The 21,883-nt window shown below is 43.1% G+C and carries 22 protein-coding genes; 19 read left to right on the top strand and 3 right to left on the bottom strand.

Annotated features, from left to right (window positions below):
* Nucleotides 1–148: 148 nt before the first annotated feature.
* The 19 genes from PBAL39_RS07070 (at nt 149) to PBAL39_RS06980 (ending at nt 19,055) form a co-directional block, all read left to right on the top strand.
* A complete protein-coding gene (locus PBAL39_RS07070) occupies nt 149–1,444 on the top strand; it encodes a c-type cytochrome (protein WP_039866221.1) in 1,296 nt (431 codons plus the stop codon).
* Between the two features lie 46 nt (nt 1,445–1,490).
* On the top strand, nt 1,491–4,598 hold the full coding sequence (locus tag PBAL39_RS07065; RefSeq protein WP_008239816.1) for a TAT-variant-translocated molybdopterin oxidoreductase: 3,108 nt from the start codon (nt 1,491–1,493) through the stop codon (nt 4,596–4,598).
* Nucleotides 4,599–4,621: 23 nt separating this feature from the next.
* Entirely contained in the window at nt 4,622–6,094 is a 1,473-nt protein-coding gene (nrfD, locus tag PBAL39_RS07060) for an NrfD/PsrC family molybdoenzyme membrane anchor subunit (RefSeq protein WP_008239815.1), read from the top strand.
* Between the two features lie 2 nt (nt 6,095–6,096).
* The gene (locus tag PBAL39_RS07055; RefSeq protein ID WP_008239814.1) at nt 6,097–6,633 is read left to right on the top strand and encodes a DUF3341 domain-containing protein; all 537 of its coding nucleotides are present in this window, start codon (nt 6,097–6,099) and stop codon (nt 6,631–6,633) included.
* On the top strand, nt 6,605–7,213 hold the full coding sequence (locus tag PBAL39_RS07050) for a cytochrome c (protein WP_039866220.1): 609 nt from the start codon (nt 6,605–6,607) through the stop codon (nt 7,211–7,213). The genes PBAL39_RS07055 and PBAL39_RS07050 overlap by 29 nt, the downstream gene beginning before the upstream one ends.
* A 14-nt stretch (nt 7,214–7,227) precedes the next feature.
* Nucleotides 7,228–8,439 (top strand): hypothetical protein, encoded by a 1,212-nt coding sequence (locus PBAL39_RS07045; RefSeq protein WP_008239811.1) that lies wholly within the window; start codon nt 7,228–7,230, stop codon nt 8,437–8,439.
* A 67-nt stretch (nt 8,440–8,506) separates the two neighbouring features.
* Nucleotides 8,507–9,742 carry a cytochrome c oxidase subunit II gene (locus PBAL39_RS07040; protein ID WP_008239810.1) on the top strand — a complete coding sequence of 412 codons (1,236 nt, stop codon included), beginning with the start codon at nt 8,507–8,509 and terminating at the stop codon, nt 9,740–9,742.
* A 20-nt stretch (nt 9,743–9,762) separates the two neighbouring features.
* Nucleotides 9,763–11,652 carry a cbb3-type cytochrome c oxidase subunit I gene (locus PBAL39_RS07035; RefSeq protein ID WP_198139787.1) on the top strand — a complete coding sequence of 630 codons (1,890 nt, stop codon included), beginning with the start codon at nt 9,763–9,765 and terminating at the stop codon, nt 11,650–11,652.
* Between the two features lie 87 nt (nt 11,653–11,739).
* Nucleotides 11,740–12,795 carry a heme A synthase gene (locus PBAL39_RS07030; protein WP_008239801.1) on the top strand — a complete coding sequence of 352 codons (1,056 nt, stop codon included), beginning with the start codon at nt 11,740–11,742 and terminating at the stop codon, nt 12,793–12,795.
* A gap of 20 nt (nt 12,796–12,815) precedes the next feature.
* Nucleotides 12,816–13,694 carry a heme o synthase gene (cyoE, locus tag PBAL39_RS07025; protein WP_008239798.1) on the top strand — a complete coding sequence of 293 codons (879 nt, stop codon included), beginning with the start codon at nt 12,816–12,818 and terminating at the stop codon, nt 13,692–13,694.
* Nucleotides 13,695–13,703: 9 nt separating this feature from the next.
* Nucleotides 13,704–14,294: a cytochrome c oxidase subunit 3 gene (locus PBAL39_RS07020; RefSeq protein ID WP_008239796.1), complete on the top strand. Its 591-nt coding sequence runs from the start codon at nt 13,704–13,706 to the stop codon at nt 14,292–14,294.
* Between the two features lie 30 nt (nt 14,295–14,324).
* Nucleotides 14,325–15,035 (top strand): cytochrome c oxidase subunit 3, encoded by a 711-nt coding sequence (locus tag PBAL39_RS07015; protein ID WP_039866219.1) that lies wholly within the window; start codon nt 14,325–14,327, stop codon nt 15,033–15,035.
* 21 nt (nt 15,036–15,056) lie between these two features.
* A complete protein-coding gene (locus PBAL39_RS07010) occupies nt 15,057–15,413 on the top strand; it encodes a cytochrome C oxidase subunit IV family protein (protein WP_008239792.1) in 357 nt (118 codons plus the stop codon).
* A complete protein-coding gene (locus PBAL39_RS07005) occupies nt 15,413–16,120 on the top strand; it encodes an SCO family protein (RefSeq protein ID WP_008239790.1) in 708 nt (235 codons plus the stop codon). Before PBAL39_RS07010 ends, PBAL39_RS07005 begins: the two co-directional genes overlap by 1 nt.
* A 23-nt stretch (nt 16,121–16,143) precedes the next feature.
* A complete protein-coding gene (locus tag PBAL39_RS07000; protein WP_008239788.1) occupies nt 16,144–16,710 on the top strand; it encodes a DUF420 domain-containing protein in 567 nt (188 codons plus the stop codon).
* A gap of 171 nt (nt 16,711–16,881) precedes the next feature.
* A complete protein-coding gene (locus PBAL39_RS06995) occupies nt 16,882–17,142 on the top strand; it encodes a hypothetical protein (RefSeq protein ID WP_008239786.1) in 261 nt (86 codons plus the stop codon).
* 3 nt (nt 17,143–17,145) lie between these two features.
* Complete coding sequence (locus PBAL39_RS06990; protein WP_008239785.1) at nt 17,146–17,544, top strand: hypothetical protein; 399 nt, start codon at nt 17,146–17,148, stop codon at nt 17,542–17,544.
* A complete protein-coding gene (locus PBAL39_RS06985; RefSeq protein WP_008239783.1) occupies nt 17,541–18,206 on the top strand; it encodes a DUF2461 domain-containing protein in 666 nt (221 codons plus the stop codon). Before PBAL39_RS06990 ends, PBAL39_RS06985 begins: the two co-directional genes overlap by 4 nt.
* A 6-nt stretch (nt 18,207–18,212) precedes the next feature.
* Nucleotides 18,213–19,055: an OmpA family protein gene (locus PBAL39_RS06980; RefSeq protein WP_008239782.1), complete on the top strand. Its 843-nt coding sequence runs from the start codon at nt 18,213–18,215 to the stop codon at nt 19,053–19,055.
* 62 nt (nt 19,056–19,117) lie between these two features.
* Here the strand turns inward: PBAL39_RS06980 and rfbC are convergent, their stop codons facing one another.
* The 3 genes from rfbC to PBAL39_RS06965 are packed head-to-tail and all read right to left on the bottom strand — an operon-like array spanning nt 19,118 to nt 21,803.
* Nucleotides 19,118–19,672 (bottom strand): dTDP-4-dehydrorhamnose 3,5-epimerase, encoded by a 555-nt coding sequence (rfbC, locus tag PBAL39_RS06975; RefSeq protein WP_008239781.1) that lies wholly within the window; start codon nt 19,670–19,672, stop codon nt 19,118–19,120.
* A gap of 3 nt (nt 19,673–19,675) precedes the next feature.
* Nucleotides 19,676–19,978, bottom strand: coding sequence for a DUF4286 family protein (locus PBAL39_RS06970; RefSeq protein ID WP_008239780.1), 303 nt, complete (start codon nt 19,976–19,978; stop codon nt 19,676–19,678).
* A 16-nt stretch (nt 19,979–19,994) separates the two neighbouring features.
* On the bottom strand, nt 19,995–21,803 hold the full coding sequence (locus PBAL39_RS06965) for a tetratricopeptide repeat protein (protein WP_039866216.1): 1,809 nt from the start codon (nt 21,801–21,803) through the stop codon (nt 19,995–19,997).
* Between the last annotated feature and the right edge of the window lie 80 nt (nt 21,804–21,883).

Genomic DNA, 21,883 nt, shown 5'->3' with positions numbered 1-21,883 from the left:
AGATTGATTATAAATTGTATTTACTGTCATTTCTTTGTCATTGGTAAGTTAATAAATTTTACTTTTGTGGACGTTTTGGTGAAGACCGCGGGGGAAATCGCATAAAACGGTTATTAAGTTTTTTAAAAAATAGTATAAAATACTCATTATGAGGGATATCTCATTGATCATTAGAAGAGTTTGGAAGTCGGCGTTTATGTTTACGGCTCTATCTGTTTTAATCGTTTCTACAACACAAGCGCAAGATGTAGTGGAGGGAAGGAAAATATTTAAGGATAAATGTTCTTCTTGTCACCAGTTAGACCGTAACAGTACCGGTCCGGCATTAACGCCGAAGATGAATGAACTGGATGAAGCTTTTTTATTGAAATGGATAAAAAATTCTCCGGCGCTGATTGCATCAGGTGATCCTCAGGCAGTAGAGGCTTCGAAGTTCTCTCCATCGGAGATGACTGCATTCCCTAACCTGAGTGATGACCAGATTAAAAGTGTGATCGCTTACGCTAAAGTAGGGGAGCCTAAGAAAGCGCCTACTGGTGATGAACCAACTGAAGCTGCATCAGAAGGTGTTTCTGATTTTTCTATTGCAGGTATCGTTGCGATCATCCTGATTTCGATTGCGGTATTGGTGATCTTAGGCCGTGCGATCAAAATGCTGGAGCGTCTGATTCTTCAGAAGCAAGGTGTGGTGATCGTTGAAGAGGAGAATGTTTCTCTGGCTGTTGGTGTTCGCCGCCTGTTCAAAAACAAGAAATTTGTGTTCTTCTTTATCCTGTGTCTGATAGTGAGCTTAGGTTCTTTCGGATGGATGGGCATGTGGAACACGGGTGTACACACCGGTTATCAGCCAGTTCAGCCGATCAAGTTCTCACACGAACTTCACGCAGGTACGAACAAGATTGACTGTCAGTACTGTCACGCAGGTGCGTTTAAATCTAAAAACTCTACCATTCCATCTGTGAACGTTTGTATGAACTGTCACAAATCGGTACAGGCTACAGAGAAATACAATGGCGAGATCTCTCCTGAGATCCAGAAAATCTATACCGCTATCGGTTATGATCCGGCAACATTGACTTACGACAAAACGAAAGAGAAACCAGTAGAATGGATCCGTGTCCACAACCTTCCTGATTTTGCTTATTTCAACCACTCGCAACACGTTGTGGTAGGCGAGCAGGCGATCAGAAAAGAAAAAGGTCTGAAACCAGAAGAGCCGGTATGTTTTGCATGTCACGGTCCGGTAAACACGATGGAAGAGATTTACCAGTATTCTCCTTTGACCATGAAATGGTGTATCAACTGTCATAAGGATGCAGAGATTTCAGGTAAGGACAATGCTTACTACACGAAAGTGATTGAGAATCACGAGAAGATCAAGAAAGGCGAGAAGATTACGCCTGCAGCCCTTGGTGGTTTAGAGTGTGGTAAATGTCACTATTAATAGAGTTAAGTAAAAAGAACGTTCGATAAACAGTAATATAGCTTAAATGGAAAGCAATAAAAAATACTGGAAAGGCTTAGAGGAGTATCAAAACACTCCCGATTTTGTTGAAAACAACAAAAACGAATTTGCTGAGCCTCTTCCAATAGAAGATGTTTTAAATGAAGCAGGGTTAAGTACGGTGACCCCGCGCAGGGACTTTTTGAAAGCATTAGGCTTCGGCCTTGGAGCGGTAACGCTTGCAGCTTGTCAGACTGCTCCTGTACACAAGTCAATTCCTTACGTGATTAAACCGGAAGAAGTAGTTCCGGGTATTCCTAACTACTATGTTTCGAGCTTTAACGGACAGAGCATCCTGGTAAAAACCAGAGAGGGTCGTCCGATTAAGGTAGATGCAAATCCAAATGCGGGTGCGTTCAACTGTGGAACTGATTCACAGGCACAGGCTTCTGTACTTGATCTGTATGACACTTCTAAATTGCAGGCCCCTGTAATGAAAAAAGCAGGTAAAGCAAGTTTAGAGCAAGCCAACTGGGCAGAGATCGACGCTTTTGTAAAAGGAGAGTTGAACAAGGCACAGGCATCAGGCAAGAAAATCCGTATTGTTTCTTCTACAGTAAGCAGCCCTACAGCTAAGAACGTGATCGCTGATTTCGCTGCTGCTTATCCGAACACTAAACATGTTCAGTATGATGCGGTATCTTATACAGGTATCATCAAAGCAAATGAAAACAGCTTTGGAAAGGCTGTAGTACCTCAATACAAATTTGATAAAGCTGACCTGATCGTTAGTTTCGGTGCCGATTTCTTAGGTACCTGGATCAGCGGTGAGGAGTTCACAGCACAATATATTGAAAACAGAAATTACAAGTCGCTGAAGGCTGGTAAGATGTCCCGCCACTTCCAGTTTGAAGCAGGTATGAGTCTGACCGGTACCAATGCGGACACCCGTGTTCCTGTAAAACTTTCTGAAGAAGGACCGGCCTTAATTGCACTATATAATGCAATTACCGGCAATACCCTTTCAGGAGCAGCATTGCCTAACAATGTGACTGCAGACAAAGCGATCAAACTGGTTGCTAAAGAATTGTTGCAGAACAAAGGTAAATCTGTAGTGATTTCAGGATCTAACGATGTGTCTACACAAATCCTGGTAAATGCCATCAATGCTGCCATCGGCAGTTACGGTGCTACGATTGACCTGGATAACCCATGTAAACGTTATGCTGGTAATGATGCAGAATTTGCTGAGTTCATCAATGAGATGAGCAGAGGTGAAGTTGCAGCTGTTTTCTTCCTGGATACCAATCCTGCATATGACGTAGCGAAAGCAACAGCATTTGCGGAGGCCCTGAAGAAAGTATCACTTAAAGTATCTTTCTCAGACCGTAAAGATGAAACTTCTGATCTTTGTGATGTCATCGCCATCAACCATAACTACTTAGAGTCATGGGGAGATGCAAGTGCTTACGAAGGATCTTACTCTATTGTACAACCAACCATCAACCCAGTATTTAACAGCCGTCAGGCCGAAGAAAGCTTGTTGATCTGGTCTGACAATGCGGTGAAAGAATACTATCAGTATGTGCGTAACAACTGGGAGAAAAACATTCTGCCTTTATTCGGCAAGAGCTGGAAAGAAGTATTGCAGACAGGTGTATTTGCTACAGCCCAGAAACCAGCTACAGTTTATACTTTCAACCTGTCATTAGCAGCAGTTATTCCTGCGGTATTGAGCAACAGCAAGTCGCTGTCGAAAGACATCGAGCTTCAGGTTTACGAAAGCATCCCGATGCGTGATGGTAAACATGCCAACAACGCCTTCCTTCAGGAGTTGCCTGATCCGGTTTCTAAAGTAACGTGGGACAACTACATTGCACTTGCGCCTAAATTCGCTGAGAAACTTGGATTCAAGGAATTTGATATAGTAACTGTAAAAGCTGAGAATGGTTACAGTGTTGACCTTCCTGTGTTGATTCAGCCAGGACAGGCACAAGGTACTGCTTCCATCGCATTGGGTTACGGACGTACCATGGTTGGTAAAGCTGGAAACAACGTAGGAAAGAACGCTTTCCCGTTTGTTGGCTTTAACAATGGTACTGCCAAATATGCAACTACAGTTACCCTGACTGGTACTGGAATGAGAGAAGAACTGGCGCAGACACAAACGCACCACTCTTTCGAAGGTAGAAATGTAATCCGCGAGGCTACATTCGAAGCTTACAAAAAGAATCCGGCAGCTGGTTCAGGTAATGACCACGCTAAACATAAAACTTACGATTTATGGGATAAATACGAGAAACCAGGTAACAACTGGGTAATGGCAATCGATCTGAATGCTTGTACTGGTTGTGGTTCTTGTATCGTTGCCTGTAACGTAGAAAACAACATTCCTGTTGTAGGTAAGGAAGAGGTACGCAGACGCAGAGAGATGCACTGGATCCGTATCGACCGTTACTATAGCTTTAATGTAGAGGCTGAAGAAGGTGATGGCGATGCTCATGCAGCACACGGTGCTCATGGCGAACATGGCAATGGCATCAACGCTGTAACTAAAGAAAAAGAGATTGCGCACCTGGAGAACATGGACAATGTATCTGTGGTACACCAGCCGATGTTATGTCAGCACTGTGACCACGCTCCATGTGAGACGGTTTGTCCGGTACTGGCAACGGTACACTCTTCAGATGGTCTGAACCATATGGCTTACAACCGTTGCGTAGGTACACGTTACTGTGCAAACAACTGTCCATATAAAGTACGTCGTTTCAACTGGTTCAACTACTGGAATGATTCACGTTTTGACAACTACCTGAACAACGAGTTCACTCAGCTGGTACTTAACCCTGATGTAACTACCCGTTCAAGAGGGGTAATGGAAAAATGCTCGATGTGTATCCAACGTATCCAGGGTGGTAAACTGCAGGCTAAAATGGAGAAACGTCCATTGAAAGACGGCGATATCAAAATGGCTTGTCAGGAAGCATGTTCTGCAAATGCAATCATCTTTGGTGATGCGAACGATCCGGAATCAGAAGTATCCAAAGCATTGCGTAGTGAGCGTATCTACTACGTTCTGGAAGAGATCAACGTTCAACCGGGCATTGGTTACATGACGAAAATTAGAAATACAGATACAACAGTACAAGCGTAAGCTGATATTAAAGAAAATAAATTATGTCAGGACATAACGAATCAATATTAAGAGAACCATTAATCACCGGCCAGGACATCACGTATGCAAAAATTACGAATGATGTATTGATGCCGGTTGAGAACAAGCCTAACAGGGCATGGTGGATAGGGTTTATACTTTCACTGTGTGGTGCCACACTTTGGGTTGTAGCGGTAGGTTACACCTTCTGGTTTGGTATTGGTGCATGGGGATTAAACAAAACAGTAGGATGGGCATGGGACATCACCGGTTTCGTATGGTGGGTAGGTATCGGTCACGCAGGGACGCTGATTTCGGCGGTACTGTTGCTCTTCCGTCAGAACTGGAGGAACTCCATTAACCGTTCTGCAGAGGCGATGACCATCTTCGCCGTTATTTGCGCGGCAACTTATGTTGTATCCCACATGGGGCGTCCTTGGTTGGCGTACTGGGTACTTCCGCTGCCAAACCAGTTCGGATCATTATGGGTGAACTTTAACTCACCATTGGTGTGGGATATGTTTGCGATTTCTACTTACTTCTCCGTATCACTATTATTCTGGTATACAGGTTTACTTCCTGATATCGCTACCATCCGTGACCGTGCTACTGGTGTGAGACGTAAAATCTATTCTATCTTTTCTTTCGGATGGAATGGTAACGTAAAAACATGGCAACGTTTTGAGGCCGTATCACTGATCCTTGCAGGTATCTCTACACCGCTGGTACTTTCGGTACACACGATTGTATCGATGGACTTTGCAACGTCGGTAATTCCGGGATGGCATACTACGATCTTCCCGCCATACTTCGTGGCAGGGGCGATCTTCTCCGGATTTGCGATGGTACTGACATTACTGTTGGTTGCACGTAAGGTATTAGGTCTGGAGAACTACATCACCATGTTCCACATTGAATCGATGAACAAGATCATTATTCTTACAGGATCTATCGTGGGTGTAGCCTACATCACTGAGTTCTTTATTGCATGGTATTCAGGTTCTGAATATGAGCAGTATGCGTTTATCAACCGTTCAACCGGTCCATACTGGTGGGCTTACTGGATGATGATGACGTGTAACGTTATCTCTCCACAGCTGTTGTGGTTCAAGAAAATCCGTACTAGCATTCCTGCAACCTGGATCTTATCCATTGTCGTAAACATCGGTATGTGGTTTGAGCGTTTCGTGATCATTGTAACCTCATTACACAGGGATTATATTCCTTCCAGCTGGGCGATGTTTTATCCAACATGGGTAGATATCAGTGTATTCGTAGGATCTATCGGGGTATTCTTCACTTTATTCCTGTTGTTCCTGAGGGTATTACCTTCAATTGCGATGGCAGAGGTGAAAATGATCCTGAAAAGCGCAAGTGAGCAGGAGAAACTGAAACAGATTAAAGAAGGTCATTTAGATAAAGAACAAGTAAAAGAATACATTGAGTCTTTAGAGAAATTTGATAGTGTTAAACAAGAAGAATACGCAAAAATATAACAATGAGTAATATCAAATATATTTTAGGCAGTTTTGGTGATCCTGATGACTTGATGCACGGCATTGAGCAGCTGCAGGCAAATAACATTAAAATCCATGATGTTTATACACCAATGCCTATTCACGGCATCGAGGCTAAATTAGGGATCAAAAGATCCAGGTTGGATATACTCGCATTCTTTTGCGGGATCACGGGAACCATGTCTGCATTTGCATTGATCTACCTGACTTCGGTGGTAGACTGGAAGCACAACATTGGTGGTAAGCCTGCTTTAGCGCTTCCTGATTTTATTCCAATTATGTTCGAGCTTACGATTTTATTCTGTGCGTTTAGTTTAGTAGGTGCTTATTATGCCTCTACCCATTTATTCCCGGGACGAGCGCCAAGGGTAATGGACTTAAGAGCGACAGATGACAGGTTTATTATCGCTGTTGATGCGCAGACCAATGTGGATCACGGTAAGATAGATGGTTTATTAAAAGATGCAGGTGCTTTAGAAGTGAAGCATAATGAAAGGAAGTATATTAGCTATGAATAAGAATAAAGTAGTTTTAGCCTCATTTTGTATTCTTGCGAGTGCTGTTATATTTTCAGCATGCAGAGATAAACAGAGTACAGGTCTAGAATATGCAAGGAATATGTATGATCCTCTTGCTTACAACCCAGATCAGCCAAATCCTAATCCAAGTTTTAAGGGACAGACTGCCCAGACTCCACCGGCACACACTACACCGGTAGGATTTGACAGCTATGAATATCCTAATACCAAAGAAGGTTACGAGGCTGCTGGTGCCGCGCTGGTAAATCCTTTCCCTGCTAATGAGAAGAACCTTGCTGCAGGAAAGCATTACTTTACAGTATTCTGCGCACCATGTCATGGTGAAAAAGGTGATGGTCAGGGACATCTTGTTAAAATCGAAAAGATCAGCGGTATCCCTTCATATCATGGTGATGCTACTTCTTCCCGCGGTGGCAACATGAAAGACCTTACTGCAGGTAAGATTTATCATACCATTATGTATGGTTTAAATAATATGGGTTCACATGCCTCTCAACTCTCTCCTGAAGAAAGATGGAAAGTAGTGATGTATGTTCAACAATTACAAAAAATACAATAGAAAAGCACAAATAAATGGGAACTCACAATTATAATTTTACTGAGCAGTTTGAGTTTACAGGTAAAGCAAAAACCTTAAGCATCATCGCTATTGTGATAGGGATCGCTGCTATAGCTTATGGCTTTTCAGCAGGAGAACACGAGCGTACTTTTGCCAACCTGTTACTAATGGCTTATTATTTCGCATGTGTTTGCATGTCAGGATTATTTTTTCTGGCTGTTCAATTTGTAGCACAGGCAGGATGGTCTGCGTCAATTTTACGTGTACCTCAGGCAATGGCAAAGACCTTACCTATCGCAGCAGTTATTCTGGTTGCGGTAATTGGTGCTGGTTTAGCAACACATAACTTATATCATCACTGGAGCGCACCCGGTTTAACCGATGTGAACAGCGAAAACTATGATAAATTAATCGACGGGAAGTCGGCTTTCCTGAATGTTCCTTTCTTCATGGGACGCCAGGTAGTTTTTCTATCAGTTTATTCTTTCTTTGCTTTATTATTGACAAAGTTGTCTAACAACGAAGATCTTGAAGGCGGTTTGAATTCTTACAGAAAAAGTTTCAAATACTCATGTATCTTCCTGGTTATCTATGGTTTTACTACTCCGATTTTTGCCTTTGATACCGTGATGTCCTTAGAGGCACACTGGTTCTCGACTATGTTCGGTTGGTATAATTTCGCAGCAATGTGGGTAAGTAGCCTGGCAACCATCGCGATCATCATTATTCTTTTGAAGAAATCAGGTTATATGAGCTGGGTGAACAACAGTCACCTGCACAACCTGGGTCAGTTCATCTTTGGTTTCTCTATCTTCTGGACCTATGTATGGTTTGCTCAGTTTATGCTGATCTATTATGCCAACATTCCTGAGGAGACTGTTTACTTCTACAAACGTTTTGATCAATATGAATTCTGGTTCTATCTGAACCTGGTATTAAACTTCCTTTCACCTGTATTACTGTTAATGGACAGGGATAATAAGAGAGCAGAAAATATCCTGCTGACCGTTTCCATCGTGGTATTGTGTGGTCACTGGGTAGATTATTATCAGATGATTATGCCAGGTACTGTTGAGGAACATCATAAATTTGGTATTGTTGAGATCGGAACTGCTGCAGGTTTTGTAGGATTGTTTACCTTTACCGTCCTGACTGCATTGAGTAAAAAACCATTAATTGCAAAAAATCACCCGTTCTTACAAGAAAGTTTAAATCACCACTTGTAATCGGTGATCTGAATTGAGTATATAAATAATAGTATAATAGAAGTACAGCGTTACTACTTTTAAGGAAATGAGTTTAAGAAAATTTATAAGTAACAAAACAATAGCGGCATTGGCAGTAGTACTTACTGTATTTGCAAACACAAGCGTTTTTGCACAGGCTGCAGACGCTACCGCTGAAGCCGTTGCGAAGCCTGTTGATATGGGGCCGGTCTATAAAACGGTGATATTTTATACCATGGGCTTTTTACTGCTTTGCTTATTTATAGCAATCATCGGAAAAGCATTAAGGGTATATGAATTGACGCGTGAGGCTCAGGATAAACCAGCTGGAATCAACTGGAATAAAGTGAACGGTACTTTGTTCGCCCTGTTCCTGATTGTCGGTCTGTACGGTGTATATTGGGAATATACGGTTCATGGAAACATGATCTTACCAGAAGCCGCTTCGGAGCATGGTAAAAAGATTGACCAGATGTTCAACATCACGCTGATCATTACTACCATCGTGTTTGTCCTTACGCATATTGTGCTTTTTGTCTTTGCTTATATCTATAAAAACACAGGTAAAAGAAAAGCGTATTACTATCCGCACAACAACTCCCTGGAGCGTATCTGGACGATCGTTCCTGCATTGGTGCTGACCGTATTGGTATTGATGGGTTTCCTGACCTGGAGGTCCATCTTCTATAAAATTGAAGATCCGAACAACAAACCATTGAGCATTGAGGTGACTTCATCTCAGTTTGCCTGGGCGCTTCGTTATCCTGGAGCAGATGGTATCGTTGGTAAAAAGAACTACAAACTGATTACTGCCGTGAACCAGTTGGGAATGGACTTCACAGACAAAAACAATATTGATGATCAGGTAGCCGATGAAATGGTGATCCCTGTCAACAAGCCGGTTCGTTTGATCCTGACCAGTAAAGATGTTATTCACAGTTTTTATATGCCTCACTTTAGGGTTCAGTTGAATACTGTACCAGGTATGACCTCTTATTTTGAGTTCACACCGACCATCACTACTGAAGAGATGAAGGCAAAAACTAATGATCCTAAATTTGCATACCTGTTCCTTTGTTCAAAAATCTGTGGTGAAGGTCACTACAAGATGCAGAAAGAAGTAAGGGTAGTTTCGCAGGCTGAGTATGATGAGTGGGTGAAACAACAATCGCCATACCTGACTGACGACCTGAGAAAGGAATTTAATATGCCTGTAACTGCGGCACCAGCGGCAAATGCAGCTGATAGTGTAGCAAAAGATACTGCTGCAGTTAAAACAAATCAATTGGCTTTAAAAAATTAATAATACTGGAATAGCACATTATGTCAACTATATCATTACACGATACACACCACCACGATAGCCATGATGATCATGGGCATCACAAAGAGACGTTTCTGACGAAGTATGTCTTCAGTCAGGATCACAAAATGATCGCTAAGCAATTCCTGATCACAGGTATTATTATGGCTGTTATTGCGATGGGCTTATCTATCCTGTTCCGTCTACAACTGGCATGGCCTGAGAAAAACTTCCCAATTCTGGAGACGTTTTTAGGCACATGGGCAGAAGGCGGGCGTATAAAGCCTGACTTTTATCTTGCATTGGTAACCATTCACGGTACCATCATGGTATTCTTTGTACTGACTGCCGGTCTTAGCGGTACGTTCAGTAACTTGTTGATTCCACTTCAGATTGGTGCAAGGGATATGGCTTCGCCTTTCCTGAACATGCTTTCTTACTGGTTCTTCTTTATGGCCTGTGTGATCATGATGAGTTCATTCTTCATTCAGACTGGGCCTGCAAGTGCAGGATGGACGATCTATCCCCCATTGTCGGCACTACCTACAGCGATCAAAGGATCTGCGATGGGTATGACGCTGTGGTTGATCAGTATGGTTTTGTTTGTTGCTTCTTCTTTAATGGGTGGTATCAACTACGTGAGTACAGTATTAAACATGCGTACTAAAGGTATGGACCTTTGGAAAATGCCACTTACCATCTGGGCATTCTTCCTTACTGCGATATTAGGTATTCTTTCTTTCCCGGTTTTGGTCGCGGGAGTTGTGCTCCTGATCTTTGACCGTAGTTTCGGCACGAGTTTCTACCTGTCTGATATTGTTATGGGTACGCAAGTACTGCCTAATGAAGGTGGATCACCAATTCTTTGGCAACACTTATTCTGGTTCCTTGGACACCCGGAGGTTTATATCGTAATTATGCCAGCTTTGGGTATTTCATCAGAGGTCATCTCTGTAAATGCCAGAAAGCCAATCTTCGGTTACCATGCGATGGTTTATTCATTAATTGGTATTACCATATTGTCATTTATCGTTTGGGGTCACCACATGTTCGTAACGGGTATGAACCCATTATTGGGCGGTGTATTTATGATCACTACGCTGATCATTGCGGTACCATCTGCAGTAAAGACTTTCAACTATCTGGCTACTTTATGGAGAGGTAACATCAGGTTCACACCTGCGATGTTATTTGCCATTGGTCTGGTGTCTTTCTTCATCTCTGGTGGTTTGACCGGTCTATTCCTTGGTAACGCCTCCCTGGATATCAACCTGCATGATACCTATTTCGTAGTTGCCCACTTCCACCTTGTAATGGGATCTGCGGCGATCTTCGGTATGCTTGCCGGTGTTTATCACTGGTACCCTAAGATGTTCGGAAAGATGATGAACAGTAAATTAGGATACCTGCACTTCTGGCTGACCTTTATTTCTGCTTATCTGGTATTCTTCCCGCTACACTTCTTAGGTCTGGATGGTGTACCTCGTCGTTATTATGCATTCACTGAGTTTGAGTTTATGCAGAAATGGTTAACCGTAAACGTATTCGTTACCTGGGCTGCAATCCTTGGTGCTTTGGCACAGGTTGCTTTCTTATGGAACTTTTTCTCGTCGATCTTCTTCGGTAAAAAAGCACCTCAGAATCCTTGGGATTCAAACACCCTGGAGTGGACAACACCTGTAGAGCATATCCATGGTAACTGGCCGGGAGAGATCCCAACAGTATACCGTTGGCCGTATGATTACAGTAAACCAGGTGCTGAAGAGGATTTCATTCCTCAGACTGTTCCTTTCTCTCAGACCATGAGCTCAAACATGCCTCATGACTTTGAAGGCAATACTGAAGCTGAGCAGATCCAAAAGGATTGGGAAGCTAAAAACAGCAAACCTGATACTGATAAATTAGTATAACACATTTTGCTTATATAAATGGGGTATCTGCGGTAGGTAAATACTTACAACAGGTACCTCATTTTTTTTAAATCAAATACTTAACCCATGGTCCCTAAATCTGAAAATAGATTTATCAGGTTAAACCTCATTACGATCATCATTACCTTGTTGCTTATCCTTGCAGGTGGTATTGTGCGCAGTACGGGGTCTGGTATGGGATGTCCCGACTGGCCAAAGTGTTTTGATCAATACATACCGCCGACTGATGTTTCGCAGCTTCCGGCAGATTACAAAGAAAAGTACGTTGCCCAGCGGGTTAAAAAGAACGAACGTTTTGCGAAAACCCTGGAGCGCATGGGCAAAGCGCATCTTGCAGATAGTATCCGTCACGACCAGTCCATCCTCCAACATGAACCCTTTAACGTAGCGAAAACCTGGACGGAATATATCAACAGGCTGATGGGTGCGCTTACTGGCTTTTTCCTGTTGGCTTTGGTAATTTTCTCCTATAGGTACCGGAAGACAGCAAAGCGGATCTTTGTGCTGAGCATTTTGAATCTGGTCGTTGTTGGTTTCCAGGCCTGGCTTGGATCAATTGTGGTGTCCACAAACCTGATGCCCTGGATTGTTACGGTACACATGCTGCTTGCACTTGTCATACTTGGCATTCTGGTTTATACCTATAATTACGCAAAGCAGCTCCATCAGCCGGAAACGGTGATCATGTCGAACATTACATGGTTGAAATTACTCATTTTTGTTTCTGTTGTATTAAGTACTGTACAGATTGTTCTTGGAACAGAGGTCAGGGAGGCGATAGATGCTATTGCAAAGCAAATGAGCTACAATGGGCGCAATGTATGGGTGAGTCGGGTAGGGAATGTTTTTTCATACCACAGGGACCTGGCAATCCTGGTGCTGATTGTTAATGTGGTGGTCTATAAACTGGTAAAAGATCGATTTAACGGAAAGGCGACGGCTCTGCGTGTCGGTAATTCAATTGCCATTGTTTTGTTGATACAGGTGGCAACTGGCTTATTATTATCTAACTTTGCATTGCCTCCTTATGCGCAGGCCCTACACATATTGTTCTCTACGGCATTGTTTACCCTTCAGTACTATTTGTATCTGCTGGTATACCGTACAGAAACCTATCATTAATAGAATAAATTATATATAAATTGAAGCAGTTCTTCGCAGATTTCTCTAAACTCATTAAATTCCGGCTCACCTTTCTGGTGGTGTTTTCGGCCTCTATCACATTTCTGATAGGCTCGCAGGTACAGATCAATGGGGTGTATCCGGACATTAACTGGTTGAACTGGCTGAAGCTGATTGTTGGTGGATTTTTAGTGACATCAGCAGCCAACTGCTTTAACGAGGTGATCGAGGTCGACCTGGATAAGCTGATGACAAGGACTAAAGACCGTCCGATGCCGGCAGGGCACATGACTACCGGGCAGGGGCTGGTTTCCGGTCTGGTGATGGGTTTGCTGGGTACATGGCTGCTGGGAAGTTTAAATCTCGTAACCGGGTTGCTTTCTGTGTTTTCGATCTTTTTATATGCTTTTGCCTATACACCGATGAAACGGAAGTCGCCCATAGCCGTATTTATCGGCGCCATTCCAGGCGCGTTGCCGCCTCTAATTGGTTATGTTGCTGCGCATGGTAAAATTGACCAGATTGCGGTCATCTTATTCCTGATTCAATTTGTGTGGCAGTTTCCACACTTCTGGTCGATTGCCTGGGTGTTGGATGACGATTACAAGAAGGCAGGTTTCAGGCTATTGCCAACCACGAAGCGTGATAAGGCTAGTGCCTTCATTACCTTACTGAGCGCATTGATCCTGGTTCCAGTGAGTTTGCTACCCACATTTTACGGCTTCGGCGGATATTATATTGCCGGAGTGTCGCTGATTGCTTCATTGGTTTTTGCCTGGTTTAGTTTTAAGCTTTGGGTAAACCTGGATCTGGCCAGCGCAAGGAAGGTCATGTTTTGTTCTTTTTTCTACCTGCCTTTGGTCCAGTTGATTTTGTTATTTGATTTTATAGCTAAATAATTTTTGAATATGGTACATACATTAAAAGAACAGGACTTAGGATACGAAGCTGTTACAGATACAAAGCCAAAGAAATTTGTGCTTTGGTTATTTGTGGTGGCATCGACCATTATGTTCGGAGGATTTACGAGTTTTTACATCGTATTTGCCGCATCTAAAGGTAAGGGGCATGGCTTGGTACTTCCAGAAGCATTTATGTACAGTACATTGATCCTTATTGGAAGCAGTGTTTGTCTGTTTTTTGCTTCAAAAGCACTGAAATCCGGAAACAAGGGCATGCAACAATTGTTCTTATGGGCAACGGCTGCGCTGGCTTTGACTTTTGGATACCTGCAGGTGGATGCCTGGAGCGCATTGTTCAGAACCGGAGCGACACTGGTGAACAACAACGCTGCGATTTCGTTGATCTACATCGTTTCCGGGATGCACTTATTACACATTCTAGGAGGGCTAGGCTTCATTTTCAGCAGTCTTGCCGGCTCTTACATGAACCTGTCGGCAGCCAGGGCTAAATACCGGATGGAGTTGGCCTCGATATTTTGGCATTTTATAGATATATTATGGATATATCTGTATGTTTTTTTACTTTTGAACAGTTAGATTTGTTAACAAACTATTACAATTTTTAAAATGAATTCATTATCACAATTAGATCAAGTTAAAACTACTCCATGGAGTGGAGGGCGCTCACCGTGGTCGGTAGAATACGGTAAAATAATGATGTGGTTTTTCTTGCTTTCTGATGCATTCACATTCTCTTCATTATTGATATATTATGGAGCACAACGCTTCTCTAAGTTCACATGGCCTAATCCGGATCTTGTATTCCAGTCTATCCCGGGCGTAATGGACCACGGAGCACCGCTGGTATTTGTGGGCATCATGACCTTCATCCTGATTATGAGTTCTGTAACGATGGTACTGGCGGTAGAGGCTGGTCACAGACGTTCTAAGAAAGAAGTGATCGGATGGATGATTGCTACGATCATCGGAGGATTTATGTTCCTTGGTTGTCAGGCATTGGAGTGGACTCACCTTTTCCACGAAGGATTTGGGTGGGGTAAAATTCCTACCATGGAAACTTTGAAACATCTTTTCAATGAGGGTGAAGTTTCTACGGTATCCGCACAACAGTTTTCAAATCTATTCTTTACCATTACCGGCTTCCACGGATTTCACGTATTTAGTGGAGTGGTTATCAATATCATTATCCTTTTCATGACCATTAACGGTACGTTTGAAAAACGCGGACATTACCTGATGGTGGAGAAAGTTGGTTTATACTGGCACTTCGTTGATTTGGTATGGGTATTCGTTTTCACCTTCTTCTATTTAGTTTAATCATCATTCAATAAAAATATTATGTCAGAACAACACATACATACTTCAGACGAACACGCACATGGGGAGCACGAAGGCCTATCGAAAAAGAAAATTTGGCAGGTGTTCGGTATCTTATTGTTGATTACCGTTATCGAGTTTATCATTGCCCTTTGGGTATTGCCAAATGGTTATATGTCACGTGCAGTAGGTAACTTCGTTTACATCGCCTTGACCTTATTAAAAGCATTTTATATCGTAGCCTATTTCATGCACTTGAAGTATGAGAAATTAGGACTTCAATTGTCCTTAACGGTATCATTCGTTTTTATTTTCTATTTCATTACATTAATGCTGATTGAAGGGGGCTATTTACATCTTCATATGCCTAAAGTTTAATGAATAGTGCTTCCATAAAAAAGGTATTAATCCTGGTCACCATATTAGCGGTACCAGGATTTTTATATTATTTACTACAGGATAAGGGAAAAAACCGTTACAAACCGCTGCCATTTTTCGGGCCTAAGGAGCTGTCGGGAACCTTCCATTCTGTGAGGGGCAAGCAAGTGCCTGATACCAATTATCACCTGGTGCCCGATTTCAAACTTCTGAACCAGCAGTCCGATACAGTGACCTGGAACAGCTATAAGGGCAAGCTACTGGTCTTAAACCTTTTTTACACCAATGGCGATACCCATGCGGTGAACTTTGCCAATAAGGCAATGAAGGCTTACGAGGCGACTTACGCTAACAATAAGGTGGTCCACTTTGTAGGCTTGAGTATCGATCCAAAACACGATACTCCCGACGTGCTGGCTAAGTATGCACAGACGTTGGGTGCCAGTGCGGGTAAATGGGATCTGCTGACCGGTGATAGTGCGATGATCTACAACCTGGTTAACAAAGGACTATTTATTGACGCACACCAGGAGGGCACCGCCACGCAGCCGAAATTTATCTACAGCAATATGTTTGTATTGTTGGATCCTCAGCACCGCATACGCGGATATTATGAAGCCACCAGTCAGGAAGCCCTTTCTAAGCTGGATGATGAAATCAAGGTGTTGATTACTGAAGAATTAAGAAATAACAATGACGGAAGATAGTCCGTCGCTAATGAAATATTAAGATGAATGATAAGTTTTTTTTACGGTTAATCTGGATCGTTACTGCCGTTGTGCTGGTTGTGGTTATTGCTTTAAAGCTGGTACCTCCTCCGACAGATAAACCTTCTTTCATTTATCTTCTGCCGCATATTATCGGCGGAATCAATGCGGCGGTATCCGTATTGCTGATCATTTCCCTGATTTTCATCAAGCGTAAGAACATAAAGGCCCATAAGGTGACGAACGTGGTCGCATTTATCCTGTCGGCTATATTTCTCGTATTCTATATCCTCTTTCATTTGTATGAGAAGGACACTAAGTTCGGCGATATTGACCATAACGGCATTTTGTCGGCGGCTGAGCTTGCTGCTGTGGGGAGTACCAGGGCTATTTATTTCGTCATCCTCTTTACACATATTGTTCTCGCTGTAATTGTATTGCCACTTGTATTGGTTAGCTTTTATCGGGGTTTAAATATGCAGATTGAACGTCACCGCAAGATTGTTCGCTGGTCATATCCCGTATGGTTATATGTGGCCGTGACGGGTGTCATCGTTTACCTGATGATCTCTCCTTATTACAATTTTTAATTTATTCCCTTACTGAGACGCGTATTTTACAGTTCTTTGGAACTATGTTTTCAGCCGGATGTTTATAGAACAGCTATACTGCTGTTCTGCTTCAGGAACGCTCCGGTAATGTAGGTGTAATTGTTGCGTGTAAGCTCATTTTCGGTTGTGAATCTTTACTATATTTGTATTATGAAAAAGATAGTTTTTGTCTTATTTTTTATGGTTTTACTGGCCATGACAACCACTTCAACAGTAAATGCTCAATGTGCCATGTGTACCGTGACTGCTGAGCAGAGTGTAAAAAATGGAAATTCACAGGGAAAAGGATTGAATACCGGGATCCTTTATCTATTAGCCATTCCTTATGTGTTGATTACTGGAATGGGAATTCTGTGGTATGTGAAGTTCCGTAAAAAAAATACCGGAGAGGTGCTGGATGTACAGCCCTAGACGATGAAGAAGACGTCAAAAGTACATGCCGTCCTGAACGGCAAGTGCCCGCAATGCAGAAGGGGAGAGATCTTTACTGGCAGCATGTATGGCTTTAACCTTCAGAAGACCAATACCAACTGCAGCCATTGCGGTTTCAGGTTCGAGATTGAGCCCGGGTATTTTTACGCAGCCATGTATGTCAGTTATGCGATGAACTGTTCTGAAATGCTTTCTCTGGGTATAGCGACCTACATTTTATCAGGGGGATGGCTGGAATTCGAATCCTTCTGGCTGTACATCGGTGTTATTTTTTCAGGATGTCTGATACTCGCGCCTTTCAATTACCGTTATTCACGGGTGATGTTATTACATTGGCTGACGCCAAAGGTTAAGTACAATTCTTATTATGATCAACCATGATTAGACCAGAGACACTTAGTTTTATAAAAGATGTAGCCACACATAACAATAGGGAGTGGTTTGCCGATAACAAAGACCGGTATGAAACTGCAAGGGAGGATGTTCTGCAGTTTGTTGACCAGCTGATTCCCCTTCTTGCGGCTGTTGATCCTGAATTTTCTGTAGATACTCCAGCTAAGAAATGCCTGATGCGCATTTACAGGGATGTACGCTTCAGCAAAAACAAAGATCCTTATAAAAACAACTATGGAATTTCTTTCAATGTAAAACCCAAAGGAGTTCCTGATCCAGGTTATTACCTGCACATCCAGCCCGGCGGACAGTCATTTTTTGGTGCCGGATTCTGGATGCCTGAGGCACCGGTACTGAAGAAGATCAGAGAAGAAATTGACTACAATACTGCTGAGTTTCTTAAGATTATCCATGCGGATAATTTCAAAACCATATTCGAGCTTGAGCAGACCGATAAACTGAAAAATGCACCCAAAGGATATGAGACAGACCATCCTCAGATAGAGTTGCTAAAACTGAAGAGTTTCATTGCGATTTATCCGTTGAAAGATGAGGATTTCCTTAAACAAGGTGTTGCTGATCAGTTGAAACACGCTTTTGAAAGCGTACATCCGTTTATATTATTTTTGAGAAATGCCGTAGTGCAGTAAATTATTATGAGAAAGATCTATTTGTTATTATTCGTAGGGCTCTTTGCAACTGCTTTCAGTTCCTGCCAGGTTTTGTCTATAAAGAAATATAAGGCTTTGCTTGCAACACAGGATTCCCTGAACAGGGGATGGAATGAATCGCAGCTGATGAATGAAAACCTGGAAAGCCTGATTGCGAAATTGAGAAAAGATACCACTGGACTGAGCAGTGCCTTGAATGACATGAAGAATCAGTATTCGCGGATGGACAGCAATTATAATAAGCTACGCAGTAACAGTTCCTCAGAGATCAATAAGCTGTCTCAGGACCTTAAAAAAAGGGAACAACGTTTGAAAGAGGTTGAGGAAATCCTGAGAAAGCGTGATGAGGCCACCAATCAGCTGAAAGAGAAGCTACAGCAGGCATTACTCGGATTCACCAAAAGCGGCCTCACTGTAGAGATCAAAAATGGGAAAGTATATGTCTCCATGACAGATAAACTATTGTTTCCATCCGGCAGTATCGTGATTGATGAGAAAGGAAAACAGGCGTTGACGCAACTGGCTACCGTACTTAAGCAGCAGCCGGAGATCAACATTGCCGTAGAAGGGCATACCGACTCTCAGAAGATTACCAACCTGGGGCAGATCAAAGACAACTGGGACCTGAGTGTATTGAGGTCTACGTCTGTTGTACGTTACCTTACGGAAGTCAATAAGGTGGAAAGTGTGCGGATGACGGCTACAGGTAAGGGAGAGTTTCAGCCGCTGGTATCCAATGCAAATGCAGAGGGACGCAGTAAAAACCGCAGGATCGAGATTGTCCTTTCTCCAAAGCTGGATGAGCTATACGATCTGATCAAGCAGTAGGCAGGCTGAAGATAACGATGGTCGTAAAAAAGGGGTTCTTTTATGAAGAACCCCTTTTTCTTTTAGAAAGGACTGCTGAAGTCTTTGAAAGCAGGCAACACCTGATCTTTGTCGGACAGAAGGAATTCACTTTCCGGAACTTCTTTGCCCCATTCGATGTTGAGGTCCGCATCATTCCAGATGACGCCTATTTCAGAATTTTTATCGTAGTAGTTGCTCACCTTGTAAGTGAAGATGGTGTCATCTTCAAGGGTGATGAAGCCGTGCAGAAATCCGGGCGGTACCCAGAGCTGGAGGTGGTTCTCGCCGCTAAGCTCAAGCGCAAAATGTTGACCAAAGGTTGGGGAGGATTTGCGGATGTCGACAGCAACGTCCATTACCCGTCCCTGGATCACCCTGACCAGCTTACCCTGTGCAAACGGGTCTTTCTGCGCATGGAGTCCTCGCAATGCACCTTTTTGAGAGAAAGACTGGTTATCCTGTACAAAAGTGACATCGATACCAGCGTCAGATAGGATCTTCGCATTGAAGCTTTCATAAAAATAGCCGCGGTTGTCTTTCCATACTTTTGGTTCAACAATCAGCAGCCCTTTGATCGGGGTTTCTTTTATCGTCATAAATTAATCAATATATTCCATCAGCGTTTGGAATGATACCAGCTGATTTTCAAAGTTTGTGCTTACCTCGGCTTCGAATGCCGGGGCATGGTTACTTTGGTAGGACAAATATTCTGCCATATTTTCGGCGACATACTGGGCGCAGTAGGTTACACCTTCATTTGGCGAATCGAGGACCTTCAACAGGCGGTAAGAAACAAAATGTTCCGTTGCCATAATACGTGGAATATGGGACTCCTGCATCCATTGAAGCCATTTTGGTGCAGTAGCTTCTTCCATAATGTAAGTAATATTGAATAATAACATTGCGCAAAGATAGCAACTAAGTGCCAATAATATCTCCGCGAAGTTTTCGGAACCTCTTCCTTGCTTCGGCAGTGTACATACTTCCGGGATAATCAGTGATCAGCTTTTGGTACAACGTTTTAGCTTGCTCATTGTCGCCTAATTTTTGCTCACATAGATCAGCAAGGTTGAAGAGTGCATCGTCCGTCCAGATGCTGCTGCTTTGCTTTTCAATGAGTGCTTTTAGCGCGGCACTTGCTGCAATGAAGTCCTTCCCTTTGATGTAAATCCTTGACTTTGCCATCAGGATGTCGTCAAGGAGGCTGTTGTTGGGAAAAACAAGAGGGATACTATCCAGTTTTGCCAGTGCTTTTGCAGGTTGGTTTCTGAATTCCAGCATTTCCGCGTCGGCATACATCTTTAACGCATTGCTATCGAGTTCAGACTGGAGGTTGTCAGAGATCAGAAGGCTTAGGTTCAGGGCATCATTGGCAATGAGCTGTGAGGTAGAAGCCTTGAGTACATCGGCCTGGGACTTTGCATAGTTGAAGTTTCCCTGGTAGAAAGAGAGTTTTGCGGAGCGGTAGCGAGCCTCGTTGCCGAGTGGCTGGCCTTCGAACTGGTGAACGACCTGCTCATAGATCAGCACCGCCTCCCATGGTTGTTGGGTGAGGATGTAGATGTTGCCAAGCTCCAGTTTCAGGGCCCCGGTTTCGTTAACATCCAGGCCTGGGATCAGTATGGCTTCCTCCAATGCAGCTTCCGCGATACTCAGGTGATTCAGGTAGTAGGCCTGAAGGGTGACCCATTTTTTCAATGCAAAGATAGTTTTCGCAGTTTTTCCATACTCATCGAGAATGGATTCATAATCAGCAGCAAGAGTGGTGACGGCCGTTGGTTCATATTTACCAGCAATGACCAGCTCGTAACGGGCGTTGATCAGTTCGACCTTCGCGGGCAGATAATATTCGCTTTCTTTGCCTTTCATGAGAAGGTATTCGTAGGCTTTAATTGCTACAGGGTAGGCGCCATTACTAGTGAAGGTGCCTGCAGCCTGGAACAATAAGCCACCATCATCCTTCAGGCGTTTGTCCTGCGCGATCAGCTGTCTTAACGCCATTTCATATTCCTGTTGCTGCAGGTACTGCCAGATGAGCAGCTGGTTATAAATTTCCGTTTGGGGTGATTTTTGAATTTTGCGCAGCAGGGCCGATTGCAGGAGGGCATAGTCGTTGTGGTCTTCAAAAATTGTAGCCAATACATTTTCTGCCTGTGGCAGCAACTGGGGCATGGCAGGCAGTGCATTGAGGTACTCCTGGATCAGCATATTTTTATCCTTCTTGAACCGGTAGATGTTCAGCAATTCAAAAGTAAAAGGCTGTTCATCTTTGAGCAGCTTGCGGCCTTGAAGAAAGGTCGTGACCGCGAGATCGTAAGCCTGGAAGGCATAAAACTGATTGGCAAGCTCACGGATTTTGTATTCCTCGGCTGGCAGGTTATTGATGGCCTGCAAGTACTGTTTATTAGCCGCTTCCGATTCTCCCTTCTCCTGGAGCAGCCGACCAAAGGCAATGAGGTAGCCTTGATTTTTACCTTCCTGCCGGGGTAGTCTCCTGACCATCTTTTCTGCCTCATCAAATTTTTTCAATTTCAACAAGCTGTTGAAGTACAGCTCAAAGTAAACCTGGTTTTTTGTTTTGTTATACAACTTTTCCAGTAAGACCGCTGCTTCCTGGTATTGTCCCTGTTGGTAATATTGGTACGCTAATGCGTCGTCCATATTCTCCTGCGCGAAGGATAAGGAGGAGTAAAAACAGCAGCAGATGAGGAGAAGAATCTTGTTCATTTGATGAAATCATTCAGGGATTCTAAAAATAACAAATTGCAGGCTAACTTCGGCTTCTTTTGAACAAGATTGATACACAC

It is taken from the genome of Pedobacter sp. BAL39, from assembly GCF_000170795.1.
In the GTDB taxonomy this organism is placed as follows: Bacteria; Bacteroidota; Bacteroidia; order Sphingobacteriales; family Sphingobacteriaceae; genus Pedobacter.
Note: the sequence above shows the minus strand (reverse complement) of the source record. Positions and strands in the feature narration are given on the sequence as shown.

Coding starts and splice junctions, on each gene's coding strand:
- PBAL39_RS07045 (WP_008239811.1), top strand. CDS start 7,228: ATGGGAACTCACAATTATAATTTTACTGAGCAGTTTGAGTTTACAGGT.
- PBAL39_RS06990 (WP_008239785.1), top strand. CDS start 17,146: ATGAAGAAGACGTCAAAAGTACATGCCGTCCTGAACGGCAAGTGCCCG.
- PBAL39_RS07050 (WP_039866220.1), top strand. CDS start 6,605: ATGAAAGGAAGTATATTAGCTATGAATAAGAATAAAGTAGTTTTAGCC.
- PBAL39_RS07040 (WP_008239810.1), top strand. CDS start 8,507: ATGAGTTTAAGAAAATTTATAAGTAACAAAACAATAGCGGCATTGGCA.
- rfbC (WP_008239781.1), bottom strand. CDS start 19,672: ATGACGATAAAAGAAACCCCGATCAAAGGGCTGCTGATTGTTGAACCA.
- PBAL39_RS07010 (WP_008239792.1), top strand. CDS start 15,057: ATGTCAGAACAACACATACATACTTCAGACGAACACGCACATGGGGAG.
- PBAL39_RS07005 (WP_008239790.1), top strand. CDS start 15,413: ATGAATAGTGCTTCCATAAAAAAGGTATTAATCCTGGTCACCATATTA.
- PBAL39_RS07020 (WP_008239796.1), top strand. CDS start 13,704: ATGGTACATACATTAAAAGAACAGGACTTAGGATACGAAGCTGTTACA.
- nrfD (WP_008239815.1), top strand. CDS start 4,622: ATGTCAGGACATAACGAATCAATATTAAGAGAACCATTAATCACCGGC.
- PBAL39_RS07070 (WP_039866221.1), top strand. CDS start 149: ATGAGGGATATCTCATTGATCATTAGAAGAGTTTGGAAGTCGGCGTTT.
- PBAL39_RS06985 (WP_008239783.1), top strand. CDS start 17,541: ATGATTAGACCAGAGACACTTAGTTTTATAAAAGATGTAGCCACACAT.
- PBAL39_RS07015 (WP_039866219.1), top strand. CDS start 14,325: ATGAATTCATTATCACAATTAGATCAAGTTAAAACTACTCCATGGAGT.
- PBAL39_RS06980 (WP_008239782.1), top strand. CDS start 18,213: ATGAGAAAGATCTATTTGTTATTATTCGTAGGGCTCTTTGCAACTGCT.
- PBAL39_RS07065 (WP_008239816.1), top strand. CDS start 1,491: ATGGAAAGCAATAAAAAATACTGGAAAGGCTTAGAGGAGTATCAAAAC.
- PBAL39_RS06965 (WP_039866216.1), bottom strand. CDS start 21,803: ATGAACAAGATTCTTCTCCTCATCTGCTGCTGTTTTTACTCCTCCTTA.
- PBAL39_RS06995 (WP_008239786.1), top strand. CDS start 16,882: ATGAAAAAGATAGTTTTTGTCTTATTTTTTATGGTTTTACTGGCCATG.
- PBAL39_RS07030 (WP_008239801.1), top strand. CDS start 11,740: ATGGTCCCTAAATCTGAAAATAGATTTATCAGGTTAAACCTCATTACG.
- PBAL39_RS07000 (WP_008239788.1), top strand. CDS start 16,144: ATGAATGATAAGTTTTTTTTACGGTTAATCTGGATCGTTACTGCCGTT.
- PBAL39_RS07035 (WP_198139787.1), top strand. CDS start 9,763: ATGTCAACTATATCATTACACGATACACACCACCACGATAGCCATGAT.
- PBAL39_RS06970 (WP_008239780.1), bottom strand. CDS start 19,978: ATGTTATTATTCAATATTACTTACATTATGGAAGAAGCTACTGCACCA.
- PBAL39_RS07055 (WP_008239814.1), top strand. CDS start 6,097: ATGAGTAATATCAAATATATTTTAGGCAGTTTTGGTGATCCTGATGAC.